Raw genomic sequence first — 17,135 nt, forward strand, 5'->3', positions numbered from 1 at the left:
AACGGTTAAGCCTCTTCTAATACCGGTGAGCGGGTGTCTGAAAATTGATTGTTATCATCGCGCTTATACACACTTTTACCCATAATGTAGGTTTGCTCAACGCAGCGGTCGTCGCCTAACATCATCATTGCAAATAATTTTTCATGCAGGGTTTTGGCATGCTGTATTCTAAATTTTAAAAATGGGGTTGCTGAACAATCCATTACAATAAAATCGGCTTCACAACCGGCTTCAAAATTACCAATTGTCCCTTCTAAATCGAGCGTTCTAGCACCGCCGAGTGTTGCTAAATACAACCCTTTAAATGCTGAAAACTTTTGACCTTGTAATTGCTGAATTTTGTACGCTTCGTTACCTGTTTGTAGCATAGAAAAGCTTGTTCCCGCGCCTACATCGGTACCCATGCCTACGTTTATGCCGTGCTCTTCACAGGCTTTTAAATTTAAAAGTCCTGATCCTAAAAATAGGTTTGAGGTAGGGCAGTGCGATATTGCCGCATTGTTATCTGCAAGGCAGCATAGCTCGCGCTCAGATAAATGAATACTATGGGCAAATACTGAGCGTTTACGTACCATTTTTGCTTGCTCGTACACGCCTAAGTAATCTTCGGCTTCTGGAAATAGTCCTTTTACCCATTCGCACTCGTCTTTGTTTTCAGATAAGTGTGTATGCAGGTAGGTGTCTGGGTATTCTTCAAGCAACTGAGTACATTTTTGAAGTTGCTCAGGGGTTGATGTGGGGGCAAAACGCGGTGTAACTGCGTAGCTTAACCTATCAATATTGTGCCATTTTTCGATGAGGGCTTTAGATTCGTCATAACTTGTTTGCGCGCAATCAGATAAGTCGTCAGGGCAGTTACGGTCCATCATTACTTTACCGGCAATCATGCGTAAATTGCGTTTTTGTGATTCTTTAAAAAACGCATCAACCGATTGCGGATGCACAGTGCCAAATACAAGGGCAGTGGTTGTGCCATTGCGCAGCAGCTCATCTAAAAAGCGGTTAGATATCTCTTTTGAATAATGCTCACAGGTAAACTTTTTTTCGGTTGGGAAGGCGTATTCGGTGAGCCAACTTAAAAGCTGCTCGCCATACGCGCCTACCATTTCGGTTTGCGGCAAATGTATGTGTGTGTCAATCATACCAGGCATAACGAGCTTACCATCGTGGCGGATAACACGCGCTGATTTATCAATTGTAGGCAGTATGTCTTGCTCATAGCCAAGCTTAACTACTTTGCCGTGCTTGATAACTAATGCGCCTTTTTCAAAAAAACGATGGGCGTTTTCGCCAGCAATGGCAGGGTCGTCAACAAAGTCGAGTATATCGGCACAAACTACTGTTAAGTTATTATTGTTTTGCGTGCTCATTATTAGCTACCTCTGTATGTAGAGTAGCCAAACGGGCTAAGCAACAACGGAATATGGTGATGTTTAGTATCTTGTAATCTAAACGTTATTTGCGCCTCTGGGTAAAACGCAGGGGTAGGTTGGTTTTGGTAATAACTATCTAAATCAAATACTAGCTTATAGGTTGCAAATTCTACTTCTGTATTTAGCCAATCGGTAATTCGCCCATCGGAATCGGTTTTGCCTTGGGTTAGTTGTACCCATTCGTTATTTGTAAGTTTAAATAGCTTAACAGCAACATTTGCTGCTGGTTTTCCGGTGCTTGTATCAAGTATGTGGGTAGTTATAGGGCTTTTGCTCATAGCAGTGACTCCAATCTTATTTTTGTTATTTTGGCTTGTTCGCCCGCGGCTATATTTAGCTCTGTACTGCGGGTGTTGTGTATGCGCTGCTCTATGAGTTCGAGCATTTGTTCGGCCGTTTTACCGGTGGCGCACACAATAAAAATAAAGCCAAACTTGTTCAGGTACTCTTTATTGAGGGCAATCATTTTGGTAAGTACGGCTTCGTTTGCTTTGCTCATACCCGATTGCTCATGCCCCGCTTTTTGTGCGGTAGCAGCGTATTTTTTGCTAAGGGTTGATAAGTCGCCTATTTGCGGGTGGCCTTCAAAGGCAGCTAAATAGTCGCTTTCGCCAAGGTTATCCCATGTGCTTTGTGCGCATTCAAACAGCTGCTGAGCACTTTTAAATGGCATTGCTTTTACCATGCCCGCCACCCAGTTAGGGGCCGCGCAGCAATGCTCAAGTGCTTGTTTTACTTGTGCATCATTTAGCGTATTTATTTGTAAACTACTCATGCGTTTACTTCCTCTTGCGTGGTGCTAATTAAGGCATTTTTTAGTGTGCGCCATTGCAAGCCTTGGCGTTTTGGCTCTTGGGTTTGCATAGCCTGATAAAGGCCAATTAGCTGTCCACTAATCGAAATAGCCACTTCCATTGGTAATTTGCCCGAAATGTTATTAAGCCCAACAGGGCAGGTCATTTGCTGTATTTGATCGGCTGTAAAATCGCGATGTGCTAGGCGCTGCTTAAAGCGTTTGGCTTTAGTCTCAGAGCCAATTACACCAAGCCAATTGGCATCGGCGCGTTTAATAATGGCTTGGGTGAGTGCAAAGTCGAGCTGGTGGTTATGGGTCAATATTAAGTAGTTGTTAGCTTTAGGCGCACGTTTTACTTGCTCTGTTGGTTCTTCATCAACCACTTTTACTACGTTATTTGGAATAGCCTGTGGGAATACATCGGCGCGGCTATCTATCCAGCGTATGCGCATAGGTAGTTGTGCCAATATACCAATAAGCGCCTGTGCTACGTGGCCTGCGCCATAAATGTCTAAGGTAAAGCGCTCGCATTGCATGCATTCAAGCATAACGGTGGCAGCCCCGCCGCAGCACTGGCCTAAATTTGCACCTAGGTTAAATTGCTCAATTACTTGGGCGGCTTCGCCTTTGGAAAGTAGTTCGCGGGCTTTTTCTATTACTACATACTCAAGATGGCCACCGCCAAGGGTGTCGTAAATATGCTCGCCGCTTATTACCATTTTAGAGCCTGTGCCGCGTGGGGTTGAGCCATTGGTGCCAAGTACCGTGGCAATTACATAGTTAGTGCCGCTTTGTTCGTGCTCGTTTATAGCCTGCGCCCAATTTTGCGTATGAAAACCCTGAAACGACTCATTTAAATTAGTCATGTTGATGCTCCTTAAACCAGCTAGCGGTTTGCTCAATTGCACTCAATACTCGCTCTGGGGTTGCGGGTGTATCCAGTGGGGCGGTGTATTTGTAATCAGCCACACTACTTATTGCATTACGAATAGCGCTCCATACACTAAAGGCCAGCATAAATGGCGGCTCGCCTACGGCTTTTGATCTAAACACGGTGGTTTCTGGATTTGCTGAGTTATAAAGATTGACGTTAAATTCGGCAGGGGTATCGCCAATGGCTGGTATTTTGTAGTTGGCTGGGCCAAAGCTTGCAAGCTGGCCTTTATCATTCCATTGTAAGTCTTCTGTTGTTAGCCAGCCCATACCTTGTACAAAGGCGCCTTCAATTTGCCCTATATCAAGTGCTGGGTTAATTGAGCTGCCTACATCATGCAGTATATCAACGCGAGTTACCGTGTTTTCACCAGTTAGGGTATCTACTTCTACTTCGCTGAGTGCAACGCCGTGTGCGTAGTAAAAAAATGGGCGGCCTTCGCCTTTGGCTCTGTCGTAATGAATTTTGGGTGTGGCGTAATAACCGGTAGATGAAAGCGATATACGATTCATGTAAGCAAGATTTGCAAGTTCGCTAAAGCTAATTTCCCCTTTACTAAAAGTAATGAGGTTATCTTTAAATGTAATACTTTGGCTGTCTACTTCAAAGTGCTCGGTAATAAAATCAATTAAGCGCTCTTTTATTGTGTTTACTGCATTTAGCGCCGCCATACCGTTTAAGTCGGTACCGCTTGAGGCCGCTGTTGGTGAAGTGTTTGGCACTTTGTCGGTACGCGTAGCACTAATACTTACCGCGTTAAAATCGACCCCAAAGCCATGGGCTACAATTTGCGCAATTTTGGTATTCAGCCCTTGGCCCATTTCGGTGCCGCCGTGGTTTAAATGTATAGAGCCATCGCTATATACATGCACTAATGCACCGGCTTGGTTTAAGTGTTGTACAGTAAAGGATATACCGTATTTAACCGGCGTCATTGCAAGGCCTTTTTTTATAATAGGTGACGATACGTTAAATGCTTTAATAGCCTCTTTACGTGCCCAGTAGTCACCCGACTCCTCAAGCTGAGCAATCATATCTATTAAAATATGTTGCTCTACGGTTTGATGGTACGGCGTGGTATCGCGGCCTTTTTTGTATAAATTAAGTTTTCGGATCTCAAGCGGATCTTTACCTAATTTGGCGGCTATATCGTCCATTATTAGCTCGCCCATAATCATGCCTTGCGGGCCACCAAATCCTCTAAATGCGGTATGGCTTACGGTATTTACTTTACAGCGATTACCCTTAATTGTGGCGGCTGGGTAGTAGTAGGCGTTATCGACATGAAACATGGCGCGGTCTACAATTGCATCTGATAAATCAGGCGAGTAGCCACAAAATCCGTTTACGGTAATGTCGGCACCTTCTATTAAACCATTTTCGTCAAAACCAACATGATAGTGATTATAAAACGGGTGGCGCTTACCGGTTAATTTAAAATCGTCGCTACGGGCTAGGCGCATTTTTACTGCGCAGCCAAGGTGGTAAACCGCAAGAGCTGCAAGGCATGCCCATGGTGCGCCTTGGGTTTCTTTTCCGCCAAAAGCACCGCCCATACGGCGGGTTTCTACGTTTACAAAGCTAAATGGCTTTTTTAAAATTTTAGCAACTAAGTGCTGCACCTCAGTAGGGTGTTGCGTAGAACACTGAACATGAATGCCCCCGTCGTTATCAGGTTGCGCCAGCGCTATTTGGCCTTCTAAATAAAAGTGTTCTTGCCCGCCTATGTTTATTTCGCCTTTAAGCTGGTGGGTTGCGTTATTAATGGCGTTTTCGCTGTTACCACGGTTAAGTGAATGGGGCGGCCTTACCCAATGCTCTTTGCTAATGGCTTTTTTAATATCAAGTATTGGAGTAGTTTGCTCGCACTCTATAACCACTAAACGTGCCGCGCGGCGCGCTATTTCATATGTGTCGGCAACGACAATTAATACAGGTTGCCCGTGGTATTGAATTTCATGGCTGGTCAGCAGTACATCACCAGGAAATACCGGGCCAATATCTAATTTACCCGGAACATCTTCGGCCGATAAAATACGTTTAACGCCTGCAACTGCCAGTGCGAGACTGGTATCTATTGATTTAATAAAGCCGCTTGTAACAGGGGCGAGCACTGGGTAGGCATGCAGGCAACCGTAAGGCTCAGGGTTATCGTCGGCAAAATTTGCACTGCCACAAACTTGTTTAATAGCGCTTTCGTGATATTTAGATTCTCCAACGCTACCACCTTGCGCTTTTAGTTTATCCATTTCAAAGTGACGCATGTGAGATCCTCGTAATGGCAATGTTGTTATTGTTGCGTGCTTGTGGCTCACAAAACTCAATACCAATGCGTTGTAATAAGTTTTTGCTTACCGTGGTGCGGTAATGCGCACTGCTTCTTACATCGCTCATGGGCGTAAAGTCATCGTTAATAGCCGTTGCTGCGTCTATAAAACTACTTACTTGTAATGATTGAGATATCAGCTTTTGCTCAATATGATGTGCGCGCTTAGGAATAGCAGCCATACCGCCCATAGCGCAGCGGGCTTGAGTAATCATGTTTTTTGAATGCTCTATAGCAAGCACCAAACAAACGGTAGATATATCGTCTTCAAAGCGTTTTGATATTTTATGACATGCCAGTTTTAGCGACTCTGGGCGCTTTGGAATGGTGAACTTACTAATTACTTCATCGCTTTTAAGAACCGTTTTTTTGTAATCAATAAAGTAGTCGGCAAGTTTAATAGTGCGCGTACCAGCGCTGCTTAATAAATCCATTGATGCATTAAGAGCGATTAAAAGGGGAGCGGGATCGCCAATAGGAGAGGCATTCCCTATGCTGCCACCAAGCGTGCCGCTGTTACGTACTTGGCTTGATCCTAAGCGTTCAAATAGCTCTTTTGACTCTGGGTAATGGTTATAAAATACTTCAACAAATTGGCTATAAGGTAGTGCTGCACCAATGTGTAACTCACCGTTATTATCTGCCAAGGTGCAAAGGTCCTTTACTTGGCTAAGGGAGATAATTACATCTGGTAAGAGCATGTTTTGGCTAAGCTCAATGGCAAAGTCGGTGCCACCAGCAACTAAATGTGCATAAGGATAAAGCGCTTTTAGCTCAACAAGTTGCTGGGCAGTTTGTGGTAAGTAAAATTTGCGAGGACCATTTTTTAAAAATGGAATATCGTCATCATATTGCGTATTAAATGATGCTTTAAATTGAGCGGCCATTGCTGAGTACGGTTCAGCTTTACGTTCATAGCTATAGGCTTTTTCGGCTGCAAGTAATATAGGGCTATAACCTGTACAACGGCATAAGTTACCGCCAAGTGCATGAATAACCGCTTTTTTACCAGGGTACGTTGGCTCATTAATATAAAGAGCCAACAAACTCATTATTATACCGGGCGTGCAAAAACCACATTGCGAACCATGGCACTCTACCAGTGCACGTTGTACGGGATGTAAATCGGTTAAGCTTGGGTATAAGCCAGTAGTCACAGCCTCTACCGTTACTATATGTTTTGCATGCGCATTACCTAATAACAATAAACAGCTGTTCATTGTTTTGTATTGCCAACTAGTTTGCCCGTTTGCATTTATACGCTCTTCACCCACTAAAATTGTGCACGCGCCACAGTCGCCAGTTGCACACCCTTCTTTGGTGCCCACTTTCCCTTTTTTGGTGCGTAGCCAGTCCAAAATGGTGAGACTTGGCGAACATTCTTGTACTTCAATTGGTGTGTTATTTAATAAAAATTGAATCACACAGACCCCCTTAATTTTTATAAAGCCCTGATACATAAAGGCTTGGCGTATGTTTTTTCTTGTTGTTTGCGCACGGGTAAGAAAAATACTTTTTCATCTTGGTAAGTATATTGCAGTTACCATGCCATTGTTGACCGGTTGGTCAGTTGATGTTTTGAGTATGCTAAATTGCTCATTAAGTACAAATAGGCCCTAATAATGAATAATAAATACCGCCTTACTATGCAGGGAATGACAAAGCAGTATCCCGGATGTATAGCCAATAATGACGTAACCTTAAAAATTAAGCATGGTGAAGTGCATGCCTTATTAGGTGAAAACGGTGCAGGTAAAAGCACATTAATGAAAATGCTTTATGGTGTGGTTAAACCTGACCAAGGGGACATGTTTTTCAACGGCCGTATAATGAATATAAAAGAGCCTGCTGATGCCCGTGATTTAGGCATTGGAATGGTGTTTCAGCATTTTTCGTTATTTGAAACACTTACGGTCGCCCAAAATATTGAACTAGCGTTAGGTGATTTAGCAGGGCATAGCAGCACGCTTGCGGGTCGAATTACGAAAACATCAACACGTTATGGTATGCCATTAGACCCCCATAGACTGGTATCAACACTTTCAACTGGCGAGCGCCAACGAGTAGAAATTGTTAGATGCTTATTATTAGATATTCAGTTACTTATTTTAGACGAACCCACTTCAGTACTGACTCCACAAGAAGTCGATGCATTATTTAAAACCCTAAAGTCACTTAAAAAAGAAGGCTGCTCTGTGCTGTTTATCAGCCATAAACTGCACGAAGTGATTGAGCTATGTGACAGTGCGACCATTTTGAGAGGCGGGAAAGTAAGCGGGCATTGTATTCCTAAAAACGAAACTAGTGAGTCAATTGCTAGGCTGATGGTAGGCGACAACACGCCAATTAGTAACCAAACTCGCAGAGCTTTGGGTACTGCGGATTTTTTAACCGTTAATAATCTAACCACCGCCGCACAAGCATTATTTGAAACACCCCTTAAAAACATTAACTTTGCAGTACAGCAAGGCGAAATAGTGGGGATTGCGGGTGTTGCTGGCAACGGACAAGAAGAGTTATTAAAAGTGCTTTCGGGGGAGCAAATTCAAGCTAGTAGTAGCGCCATTAAATTTAAAAATACCGTAGTTGATGCACTGTGCCCGCTAAAAAGGCGCCGCCTTGGGCTTGCATGTGTGCCAGAGGATAGGCTTGGGCGAGGAGCCGTGCCCACTATGGATTTGGCACAAAATGCATTGCTTACTAGTTTTGATAGTGGACTAGTTAAAAATGGCTTTTTAGTAAAACAAAAAATTACTGAGCTTGCTAATAAAATCATTACAAAATACAAGGTTAAAACGCCAAGTTTTCGCACTCATGCAGCTAGCCTTTCAGGTGGTAATTTACAAAAATTTATTATTGGTCGCGAGGTAGAGCAAAGTCCAAAACTACTCGTTATGTCGCACCCTACTTGGGGTGTAGATATAGGTGCACAGGTGGCGATACATGAAGCTATTTTAAAGCTTCGCGACGAAGGGTGTGCGGTACTCGTTATTTCAGAAGATTTAGACGAACTTTATAAAATTTGCGACCGCATTGGCGCAATTTGTGATGGCAAACTGTCTCCTATTTTAAATACCGATACCGTACCGCTTGTGCAGTTAGGGCAGTGGATGGCTGGCGACTTTAGCGATGTTTTTAATAACCAGCCTAAAGTACACACACCACAAGGGGCACTCGTATGATTAAGTTAGAACCACGTGTTGAACGCTCACCAGCGTGGAGCTATCTCTCTCCTGTTTTAGCTATTTTACTCACATTAATAACCGGTTACGTGGTGTTTGCCTTATTAGGGCATGATCCTCTAAATGCCCTGTATACATTGCTTATAGCACCTGTTGCCGATTGGTATGGTGTAACAGAGCTACTTGTAATGACCATTCCTATTTTGCTATGCGCCTATGGCTTAGCGCTTTGTTATAGAGCATCGGTTTGGAATATAGGCGCAGAAGGGCAACTGCTTATTGGTGGTGTATGTGCAAGTGCTGTAGCCGTTAACTTTGTTGACTCAACAAGTGCTTTTGCAATGCCACTTACATTATTCGCTGGTATTGCTGGTGGCATGTTGTGGGCGGGGCTTGCTGCTTTTATGAAGCTGCGTTTAAACACCAATGAAATTTTAGTCACCATAATGCTCAACTACATAGCAGTAAATGTATTGCTGTGGGCTGTTCATGGGCCACTCAAAGATCCTCACGGTTATAACTTTCCTGAAAGTGCATTGTTTGGCGATAGCACGTTATTGCCTGTTTTATTCGACGGTACTCGATTGCACTTAGGCCTGGCGTTTGCGTTATTAGCGCTATGTGCCACATGGGTTTTTATTAGTAAAACCTTTATAGGCTTTCAAATACAAGTACTTGGGCTTGATGCATCCGCGGCCAAAATGGCGGGTTACAAGCGAGCATTATTAATTGCCGGAGTGCTAGTTATTAGCGGGGGCTTGGCGGGGCTTGCTGGAGCGGGCGAAGTAGCTGGGCCTATTGGGCAGCTGGTCCCGCAAATATCACCCGGTTATGGCTATGCCGCCATTATTGTTGCTTTTTTAGGGCGACTGCACCCATTAGGAATTACGTTTGCGGGTTTATTAATGGGGCTTATTTATATGGGAGGTGAGCTTGCGCAAATTAACATGGGATTACCTAACGCTATAACCGGTATTTTTCAGGGGTTAATGCTGTTTTATTTACTCTCGTGCGATGTGCTTATTACTTATCGCCTTAAATTTTCGCTGCCATTTAAACAACAAAAAGCGCAGCCAATACATATTGCACAGGAGTCTTAAATCATGGAATTAGATGTAATTACTAATATTTTATACGCCACTATTCGTACAGGCACTCCCTTATTGCTGGTGGCGCTGGGTGAAATGGTATGCGAAAAAAGCGGCACCTTAAATTTAGGGCAAGAAGGCATGATGCTTTTAGGCGCAGTGGCAGGGTTTATAACTATGTACCAATGCGACAACCTATTTATTGGTTTTACGGTAGCAGCTTTGGTCGGGGTTATGGCCTCACTTATTTTTGCTTTTGTAGCACTTAATTTAAATGCTAGCCAAGTAGCGGCAGGTTTAGCGCTGACTATTTTTGGTACAGGCCTCTCGGCATTTTTAGGTGCTGACTATGAGGGAAAAACCATTAACGCGTTACCTACTTTAGCAATTGCAGGGTTTGAGCATATTCCGGTTTTAGGCAAAGCGCTATTTTCGCAAGACGCCATTGTGTATTTAAGTTGGGGTTTAGTGCTTGGTGCGTATTTGTTTTTTAAATACCACAGAGCAGGGCTTGCAGTACGAGCTATTGGCGAAAACCCAAGTGTGGGTAATAACTTAGGATTACCTGTAATGCGTACACGTTATTTAGCCGTAATGTTTGGCGGCGCACTGGCTGGCATTGCGGGCGCATACTTGTCGTTGGCTTATACACCACTTTGGACTCAAAACATGACGGCAGGGCGAGGTTGGATAGCTCTTGCTTTAGTGGTGTTTGCAAGCTGGCGTATTGAGCGCGTAATGCTTGGCGCTTATTTATTTGGCTTTGCCAGCATTATGCACTTAGTGGCACAGGCTTTTGGGTGGGCTGTGGAGTCTAACTTACTGGCCATGTTGCCTTATGGTGCAACGCTTATAGTACTGATTATGCTCAGTAAAAATAAACAAAAATTAAAAATGTACGAACCCATGTGGCTAGGTAAACCTTGGCACAAGGGTCATTAAATTAATTACAAAATCAATAAGGTAAATCACCTGCTTCAACAGGATATTAAAAATATAACACGGAGAATAACAATGAAAAAACTTATAACAACACTCGGGGTTGCATTGAGCTTGTGCATAAGCGCATCAGCTACTGCAAAAGATAACGTAAAAGTAGGCTTTGTATATGTAAGCCCAATTGGTGAGGCCGGTTGGACGTATACACACGATGTAAGCCGGCAGTACCTAGAAGACAAATTTGGCGACAAAATAGAAACTACTTTTGTTGAAAGCGTACCAGAAGGAGCCGATGCTGAGCGTGTTATTACGCAACTAGCCAAAAGCGGGCACGATTTAATATTTACAACGTCGTTTGGCTACATGAACCCAACACTTAAAGTGGCTAAACGGTTTCCTAATGTAAAGTTTGAGCATGCTACAGGCTATAAACGCGCAAAAAACGTAAGCACTTACTTTGATCGCATTTACGAAGGACGCTACCTAACAGGTGTTATTGCAGGGCACATGAGTAAAACCGACAGTATTGGTTATATTGCTGCGTTTCCTATTCCGGAGGTAATACGCGGTATAAATGCATTTACGCTTGGCCTGCGCTCAGTAAAGCCTAATGCAAAAGTAAAAGTAGTGTGGGTTAATAGCTGGTTTGATCCGGGTAAAGAGCGAGAAGCTGCCGATAGCCTTATAGATCAAGGCGTTGATATTATAACTCAACATACTGATTCGCCTGCACCACTGCAAGCAGCTGAAGCCGCTGGTATTTACGCTATTGGCTACCACTCAGATATGAGCGGTTATGGTAAAAAAGCACATTTAACGGCGGCGGTTCATCATTGGGATGAATTTTACGCAGACCGTGTACAACAGGTACTTGACGATAAATGGCAATCGCAAGATATATGGAAAGGTATAGGCTCAGGGATGACTCGCTTAGCGCCGCTAAGTAAAGACATTCCAAGTGATGTTGTGAGTGAAGTGAACGCGATTTCAGACAAAATTGGTAAAGGTGAATTCCATCCATTTACTGGCCCTATAAAAAATCAGCAAGGTGAGCTGGTTATTGAGGCGGGTAAAACAATAGACGACAAAACGTTGTTGGGTATGGACTTTTATGTTGAGGGCGTTGAAGGGCAGCTTAAATAAGCCGTTAACGCAATAACAATGAGTTGGTCACTTAGACAAATACAGTGGCTAACTCGCAAAACGTAGAGGTTTATATGTCAATAAATACAAGCTCGTCTGACGATATTATATATGCGGTTGATGACACCCCAGGCGCAACCGAATCATTTTTTGCAGGCTTGCAACATGTACTAGCAAGCTTTGTTGGCATTATTACGCCCACGCTTATTATTGGTGGGGTGCTAGGCCTTGGCAGCGAAATACCTTATTTAATTAGTATGGCATTATTTGTATCTGGTGTGGGCACGGTTATACAAGCGCGGCGTGTTGGCCCGGTGGGGTCAGGATTGATATGTGTGCAAGGTACAAGCTTTGCCTTTTTAGGAACTATTTTAGCGACAGGCTTTACCGTTAAAGCAACGGGTGGCAATAATGACGAAGTCCTTGCCACTATATTTGCCGTGTGCTTTTTAGCCGCTTTTGTTGAAGTATTTATTAGTTTTTTTATTAGTAAATTAGGCAAAGTAATAAAGCCAGTAGTCACTGGTGTGGTGATCACCACTATTGGTATTTACCTAATTAAAGTAGGCATGACTGATATAGGCGGCGGGCAATGGTTACTTACTAATATGCCTGAAAAATTTGCTTCAACGAGTAACTTAATTGTTGGTTTTTCGGTCGTTGCTTTAGTAGTGCTGCTTAATGCCAGTAAAAATCAATGGGTAAGGCTAACGGCTGTCGTAGTTGCAATGATACTTGGCTGGCTACTAGCCTTAGTATTAGGTATCGCTAAATTCAAATTAGGTGAATTTGATTTAATTGCCATCCCACTGCCCTTTAAATACGGCTTTAATGTTGATTTTGGTGCACTCATAGCCTTTGGCTTTTTATACCTTATTACTGCAATTGAATCGACTGGTGATATTACTGCCAATTGTGCTGTTTCTAAGCTACCTGTTACAGGACCTAGTTACTTAGCACGTATTCGTGGTGGTATTTTAGGTGATGGTGTTAACTCGATGATTGCCGCCTTATTTAACACTTTTCCTAATACTACTTTTAGTCAGAACAACGGCGTTATTCAGTTAACCGGTGTTGCCAGCAGGCATATAGGCCTGTGGATCGGCAGTATTTTAATCATTCTTGGTTTGTTTCCTGTGATTGGTGCTGTATTACAAAATATACCTAAACCTGTTTTGGGCGGTGCAACGCTTGTAATGTTTGGCACCGTTGCCGCCGCGGGCGTAAAAATACTCGCAAGCGAAAAAATAAATCGCAGAAGCCTACTTATTATTGCAGTGAGTTTAGGGCTCGGGCTAGGTGTTAGTTTTGTACCAGAGTTGTTTGCAAACGCACCTAAGTTAGTTACCGCTATATTTGGTAGCGCAGTGACGGTATCGGGTATCACCGCAATAATAATGACGTTGGTACTACCAGAGAATTACTCAGCAAGTACGGATCATCTTAACTAAACTAATAAAAATCATAAAAGGGATTAACAATGAAAATCAAAACAATAAAAAAATTAGCATTAGTAACTGCAATTGCAATGTGCTCAACAGGTGTATCGGCTAAAGAGCTTTGGTCTGATTTTAGTATTACCGCAATGACAGGAGCCGACTACCTAGAGCCGTTTTCAGGGGAGGAAGATGATAGAAGTGTTGTTACTATAGAGCATGCATCGGGGCATACTTGGGGCAGTACGTTCTTCTTTATGGATAGGCTAAGTAATCCCGATGAAGTGTACGGTGAGCTAAACATAAACCCTACTCTTTACAAGCCACAAAATAGCTTTGTTAAAGAGGTGTTTTTAGGCCTACAAACAGAGTATGGCTCGGGAGATACGGATCAAAATAACTATTTATTAGGGGGCGGTGTATCACTTGATGTACCTGGCTTTCAATATTTTAATGTGGCTTATTATCGTCGTTTTCAAGATGATATAGGTATTCAACGTGAAGATAATAACCAAATAACAGTCACGTGGGGCTACAACAAAGGTAACTTTAGATACGATGGCTTTTTAGATATTGTAGATAGCACCGACACAATGTTTGGTAAAAGTGAAGGTGGCTTTAACTTTACCTCGCAGATTAAATACAATATTGCCCCTATGCTCGGCTTAGATACAGGCCGCCTTGATGTGGGTATTGAGTATGTTTATTGGAAAAATAAATTTGGTGTAGATGGTCAAACCGAACATAATCCAAACTTGCTAGTTAAATGGCATTTTTAACAGCAAATTGAATGGTATTTAATTAATAATTAAAGGCTACTTTTTAGTAGCTTTTTTATTTGATAATCTTAAATAATTGAATAGCTTAAATTAGTTGTGTTAGATTACTTTTTAATAACGCTATATGGATTTTTTTCATGGACTCTGAAATTGATTTTTCTACCTACACTTTAGATGAGCTTTACTCATCAGCGAGAGCTATAGATCGCGAAGCCTACCCAGATCGAGCAAAAGAAATAGACGACTTAATTGAAACGCGAGAAGCACAGAACCCATCTGAAATTATTGTATCAAAAGTAGCAGGAGAAAAAGCAACGCGCTCAGACAGGCTAGTGGCTGCTATTGTTGATGGCGTTTTAGGTGTTGTTTGTTTTATACCTGTATTCATACTCGTAGGGTTTGATAATTTAAGCCAACCAACACTTACTTTATCTGCAGGTTTGCTAGGTTATGGCATATTAAGCACGTTAGTGCTTCATGGTTACCTTATGTACCAACGCGGACAAACAATTGGTAAATATTTAATGTCTATCCGTATTGAAAATTTAGATGGTACACAAGCAAGCTTTACTACAATTTACTTTAAACGCATGCTTTGTATGCAACTATTATCACTTGTCCCTTCGGTAGGTCAGTTTATAGCTGGTTTTGTTAATCCATTATTTATATTTGGAAAAGATAAACGATGTTTACATGATCATTTAGCGGGAACAAAAGTGAGTTATGTAGATTAATCAGGATATTAATTATGGCAGCTTTGCCCGGATTTAAGTTTGATTAGCAAAAGTTACAAAATGGCGTATTTCACTAAATTGGTAATATAATTAAAAAACCTTACCGATTTTTTTGACTAGTAACCAAGGATGATTATGAAAAACAACACACAACTAATTTTAGCACTAGCGGCCTCTTTAATTTGTTACTCAACATATATTGTATTGATAGATAAACCTTTTAGTTTGCAAGCGTTTAACCTGTTTTTATTTCCCGTTATTTTATATTTTGTGTTTATTCGTTCGCGCAATGTTGAGCAAAGCCCGTTAAAGGCTGTACGCGTTGAGGGGCAAATATTATACGTTTATAAGCAAGTGTTTAATATTAACGATATTAACAAAGTTGTCATCGACAAAACTAAGAGGCACGGTGTATTTGCACTACCGTATAATCAAGTTGATGGTAAAACAACTGAGTTTATTTTCAATAAAGATGCGTTTGAATCTTTAAAATCCTACCTTTTACAAAACATTCCAAATGTAAAAATTATTGAATAAAGTAAAGAAGTAACAATGAATTTAAAGAGCATATATTATTCATTGGGTTTCTTACTGCGGCGAAAAGCAATGAGGTGATAAATGAGAATATTTAGGAAAACAAACGAGTTTGATAAACTGTCGAGGTGTTACGCATGTATTAAATGTGGTACTTGGGTGAGCATAAAAGCCTAAAACTGTATGCAGTGCCAGCATAGTTTTACCAATAATGATAAAAGCTCAATGCAAACACTCTATAATCAAAATAAAGAACAAAACTGGCAACATGCAATATTGCCTATTATTTTTGTAATATTGGTAATAGCTTTATTGTTCATTTAATTTTTGCTTAAAATTTAAAAGTGCTCGACTGCAACTCTGTAACAAAATCCCTCTGTACTTTAAGGTGTAAAAACTACCCATAATTAAAATAATTACTCTTGTTAATCCTTCACTAAATATCACATAGCTAACGTTTTTTAATAAATGAAATAAGCTTATAAATTTCAGTCACTTAAATTGTGGGTTTATTTATATTTACTCAGTTTTTTGGCACGTAAGTTGATACAGCTCCTAATAAACTTTAAAAAGGAATTACCATGACTGCTGAATACTTTATGGTACTAGGGTTACTCGGTGTTGCATTTTTTGCTGTTGCAGGGGCATTGCTTGGGTATGAAAAAAACATTAGTGGCTTTGGCGTTGTAGTGGTTGCAACCGTTACTGCACTAGGGGGCGGTACCCTCAGAGATATACTTTTAAACAAACCAGTATTTTGGATTGCTACCCCAGAGTATTTATATTCAACCTATGGGGCCGTTATAGCAACAATTGCATTTATTCGATATTTACCGCGCGTTAATAATTACTACTTTTTATTAGTAGACGCTGTGGGTATGGCGTTATTTAATATTATGGGGATAGAAAAAGCACTCATTAATGGCTCTGGTATGGTGGTCGCAATTACCATGGGTATCACTACAGGTATATTTGGTGGTTTAATACGTGACGTAATTTGCCGTGAGGTACCAACTGTTATGCGCAGCGAACCATACGCCTCTGCGTGTTTAGCGGGTGGTGCAGTCTATGCTGCTTTATTTAGCCTTAATGTAGATTACATTTGGTGTATTTTAGGGTCATTTTTCACGACTATCTTTTTAAGATTAGGCTCTTTGCATTGGGGTTGGCATTTAACTATTTTCAGAAAAAAAGACTTCAGAGATCAAAGCGACTAATTTTAGCTACGAGTAGCTCGCGTTTGCATGTAGTACTCGTAATTATCCTCATCCGTTATAGTAAAACCCAGCCGCTTATAAAGTCCTAATGCTGGGTTGTTTTTAAGCACGGTGAGTTTAATGGGTTTTGACTGCGCATTTGTAATAACTTGTTCAATAACCGCTTTCCCATACCCTTTATTTTGGTGCAATGGATGTATTTGTAATTGCATTATTTCAACGTATTGAGCGTGTGTTTGGTATTTTAAAGTACCAATTGGTACCTCATTTATAACTATAAGATGGGAGCAGTCATATTGATCATTAAGCCTTAAAACATGCTGTTGCTTAGTTATACCAATCCGCAATAATACTTAATCATTTTGCGGGGCTAAACGTGTCGCTAGCTGCGTTAAAAAATGCTCATTTAGAACAACTAAATAGCGAATTTTTTGCCTAGCTATCAACACGTTTTTCCAGCCTCAAAATAGATCACTTAATTAAGCGAATTGGTATTAAAAATAACCCGGCATTTTCTAAGTGTTCGACCATAGTCAGTTTTCTGAGGCTTAATAAGTAGTCTTGGTCTGAATATGCTGCCTTTATAAATTTAAA

16 protein-coding genes are annotated in these 17,135 nt (G+C 41.4%); 9 read left to right on the forward strand and 7 right to left on the reverse strand.

Features of this window, described 5'->3' with window-relative positions; translation table 11 throughout:
- Positions 1 to 5: 5 nt before the first annotated feature.
- The 6 genes from guaD to xdhA are packed head-to-tail and all read right to left on the reverse strand — an operon-like array spanning position 6 to position 6,913.
- Positions 6 to 1,370, reverse strand: coding sequence for a guanine deaminase (guaD, locus tag H5090_RS06960; protein WP_024595279.1), 1,365 nt, complete (start codon positions 1,368 to 1,370; stop codon positions 6 to 8).
- A 2-nt stretch (positions 1,371 to 1,372) separates the two neighbouring features.
- On the reverse strand, positions 1,373 to 1,711 hold the full coding sequence (uraH, locus tag H5090_RS06965; protein WP_024595278.1) for a hydroxyisourate hydrolase: 339 nt from the start codon (positions 1,709 to 1,711) through the stop codon (positions 1,373 to 1,375).
- Positions 1,708 to 2,208, reverse strand: coding sequence for a 2-oxo-4-hydroxy-4-carboxy-5-ureidoimidazoline decarboxylase (gene uraD, locus H5090_RS06970; protein ID WP_024606698.1), 501 nt, complete (start codon positions 2,206 to 2,208; stop codon positions 1,708 to 1,710). The genes uraH and uraD overlap by 4 nt, the downstream gene beginning before the upstream one ends.
- A complete protein-coding gene (gene xdhC / locus H5090_RS06975) occupies positions 2,205 to 3,095 on the reverse strand; it encodes a xanthine dehydrogenase accessory protein XdhC (protein WP_182695346.1) in 891 nt (296 codons plus the stop codon). The genes uraD and xdhC overlap by 4 nt, the downstream gene beginning before the upstream one ends.
- Positions 3,088 to 5,427, reverse strand: a complete 2,340-nt coding sequence (xdhB, locus tag H5090_RS06980; RefSeq protein WP_182695347.1) for a xanthine dehydrogenase molybdopterin binding subunit — start codon at positions 5,425 to 5,427, stop codon at positions 3,088 to 3,090. The genes xdhC and xdhB overlap by 8 nt, the downstream gene beginning before the upstream one ends.
- Positions 5,414 to 6,913, reverse strand: coding sequence for a xanthine dehydrogenase small subunit (gene xdhA / locus H5090_RS06985; RefSeq protein WP_182695348.1), 1,500 nt, complete (start codon positions 6,911 to 6,913; stop codon positions 5,414 to 5,416). Before xdhA ends, xdhB begins: the two co-directional genes overlap by 14 nt.
- A 198-nt stretch (positions 6,914 to 7,111) precedes the next feature.
- On the opposite strand from xdhA, the gene H5090_RS06990 reads away from it, so the two are divergent.
- The 9 genes from H5090_RS06990 (at position 7,112) to H5090_RS07030 (ending at position 16,541) form a co-directional block, all read left to right on the forward strand.
- Positions 7,112 to 8,671, forward strand: a complete 1,560-nt coding sequence (locus H5090_RS06990) for an ABC transporter ATP-binding protein (RefSeq protein ID WP_182695349.1) — start codon at positions 7,112 to 7,114, stop codon at positions 8,669 to 8,671.
- On the forward strand, positions 8,668 to 9,771 hold the full coding sequence (locus H5090_RS06995) for an ABC transporter permease (RefSeq protein WP_182695350.1): 1,104 nt from the start codon (positions 8,668 to 8,670) through the stop codon (positions 9,769 to 9,771). Before H5090_RS06990 ends, H5090_RS06995 begins: the two co-directional genes overlap by 4 nt.
- Positions 9,772 to 9,774: 3 nt before the next feature.
- Positions 9,775 to 10,701, forward strand: a complete 927-nt coding sequence (locus H5090_RS07000; protein WP_024591976.1) for an ABC transporter permease — start codon at positions 9,775 to 9,777, stop codon at positions 10,699 to 10,701.
- A 72-nt stretch (positions 10,702 to 10,773) separates the two neighbouring features.
- Positions 10,774 to 11,841: a BMP family ABC transporter substrate-binding protein gene (locus tag H5090_RS07005; RefSeq protein WP_182695351.1), complete on the forward strand. Its 1,068-nt coding sequence runs from the start codon at positions 10,774 to 10,776 to the stop codon at positions 11,839 to 11,841.
- 74 nt (positions 11,842 to 11,915) lie between these two features.
- Positions 11,916 to 13,292, forward strand: a complete 1,377-nt coding sequence (locus H5090_RS07010) for a uracil-xanthine permease family protein (protein WP_182695352.1) — start codon at positions 11,916 to 11,918, stop codon at positions 13,290 to 13,292.
- Positions 13,293 to 13,321: 29 nt separating this feature from the next.
- Positions 13,322 to 14,056, forward strand: a complete 735-nt coding sequence (locus H5090_RS07015) for a DUF5020 family protein (protein WP_154902967.1) — start codon at positions 13,322 to 13,324, stop codon at positions 14,054 to 14,056.
- A 137-nt stretch (positions 14,057 to 14,193) separates the two neighbouring features.
- Entirely contained in the window at positions 14,194 to 14,790 is a 597-nt protein-coding gene (locus tag H5090_RS07020) for an RDD family protein (RefSeq protein ID WP_182695353.1), read from the forward strand.
- A 135-nt stretch (positions 14,791 to 14,925) separates the two neighbouring features.
- The gene (locus H5090_RS07025; protein WP_076924301.1) at positions 14,926 to 15,327 is read left to right on the forward strand and encodes a hypothetical protein; all 402 of its coding nucleotides are present in this window, start codon (positions 14,926 to 14,928) and stop codon (positions 15,325 to 15,327) included.
- A 578-nt stretch (positions 15,328 to 15,905) separates the two neighbouring features.
- Entirely contained in the window at positions 15,906 to 16,541 is a 636-nt protein-coding gene (locus H5090_RS07030; protein WP_004334621.1) for a trimeric intracellular cation channel family protein, read from the forward strand.
- A gap of 2 nt (positions 16,542 to 16,543) precedes the next feature.
- Here the strand turns inward: H5090_RS07030 and H5090_RS07035 are convergent, their stop codons facing one another.
- Entirely contained in the window at positions 16,544 to 16,888 is a 345-nt protein-coding gene (locus H5090_RS07035; protein ID WP_182695354.1) for an N-acetyltransferase, read from the reverse strand.
- Positions 16,889 to 17,135: the final 247 nt, after the last annotated feature.

The sequence above is a fragment of the Pseudoalteromonas sp. SR43-5 genome, assembly GCF_014163835.1.
Taxonomy (GTDB): Bacteria; Pseudomonadota; Gammaproteobacteria; order Enterobacterales; family Alteromonadaceae; genus Pseudoalteromonas; species Pseudoalteromonas distincta.

Coding starts and splice junctions, on each gene's coding strand:
- xdhC (WP_182695346.1), bottom strand. CDS start 3,095: ATGACTAATTTAAATGAGTCGTTTCAGGGTTTTCATACGCAAAATTGG.
- H5090_RS07015 (WP_154902967.1), top strand. CDS start 13,322: ATGAAAATCAAAACAATAAAAAAATTAGCATTAGTAACTGCAATTGCA.
- uraD (WP_024606698.1), bottom strand. CDS start 2,208: ATGAGTAGTTTACAAATAAATACGCTAAATGATGCACAAGTAAAACAA.
- H5090_RS07020 (WP_182695353.1), top strand. CDS start 14,194: ATGGACTCTGAAATTGATTTTTCTACCTACACTTTAGATGAGCTTTAC.
- H5090_RS07025 (WP_076924301.1), top strand. CDS start 14,926: ATGAAAAACAACACACAACTAATTTTAGCACTAGCGGCCTCTTTAATT.
- H5090_RS07010 (WP_182695352.1), top strand. CDS start 11,916: ATGTCAATAAATACAAGCTCGTCTGACGATATTATATATGCGGTTGAT.
- uraH (WP_024595278.1), bottom strand. CDS start 1,711: ATGAGCAAAAGCCCTATAACTACCCACATACTTGATACAAGCACCGGA.
- H5090_RS07030 (WP_004334621.1), top strand. CDS start 15,906: ATGACTGCTGAATACTTTATGGTACTAGGGTTACTCGGTGTTGCATTT.
- H5090_RS07000 (WP_024591976.1), top strand. CDS start 9,775: ATGGAATTAGATGTAATTACTAATATTTTATACGCCACTATTCGTACA.
- guaD (WP_024595279.1), bottom strand. CDS start 1,370: ATGAGCACGCAAAACAATAATAACTTAACAGTAGTTTGTGCCGATATA.
- H5090_RS06995 (WP_182695350.1), top strand. CDS start 8,668: ATGATTAAGTTAGAACCACGTGTTGAACGCTCACCAGCGTGGAGCTAT.
- H5090_RS06990 (WP_182695349.1), top strand. CDS start 7,112: ATGAATAATAAATACCGCCTTACTATGCAGGGAATGACAAAGCAGTAT.
- xdhB (WP_182695347.1), bottom strand. CDS start 5,427: ATGCGTCACTTTGAAATGGATAAACTAAAAGCGCAAGGTGGTAGCGTT.
- H5090_RS07005 (WP_182695351.1), top strand. CDS start 10,774: ATGAAAAAACTTATAACAACACTCGGGGTTGCATTGAGCTTGTGCATA.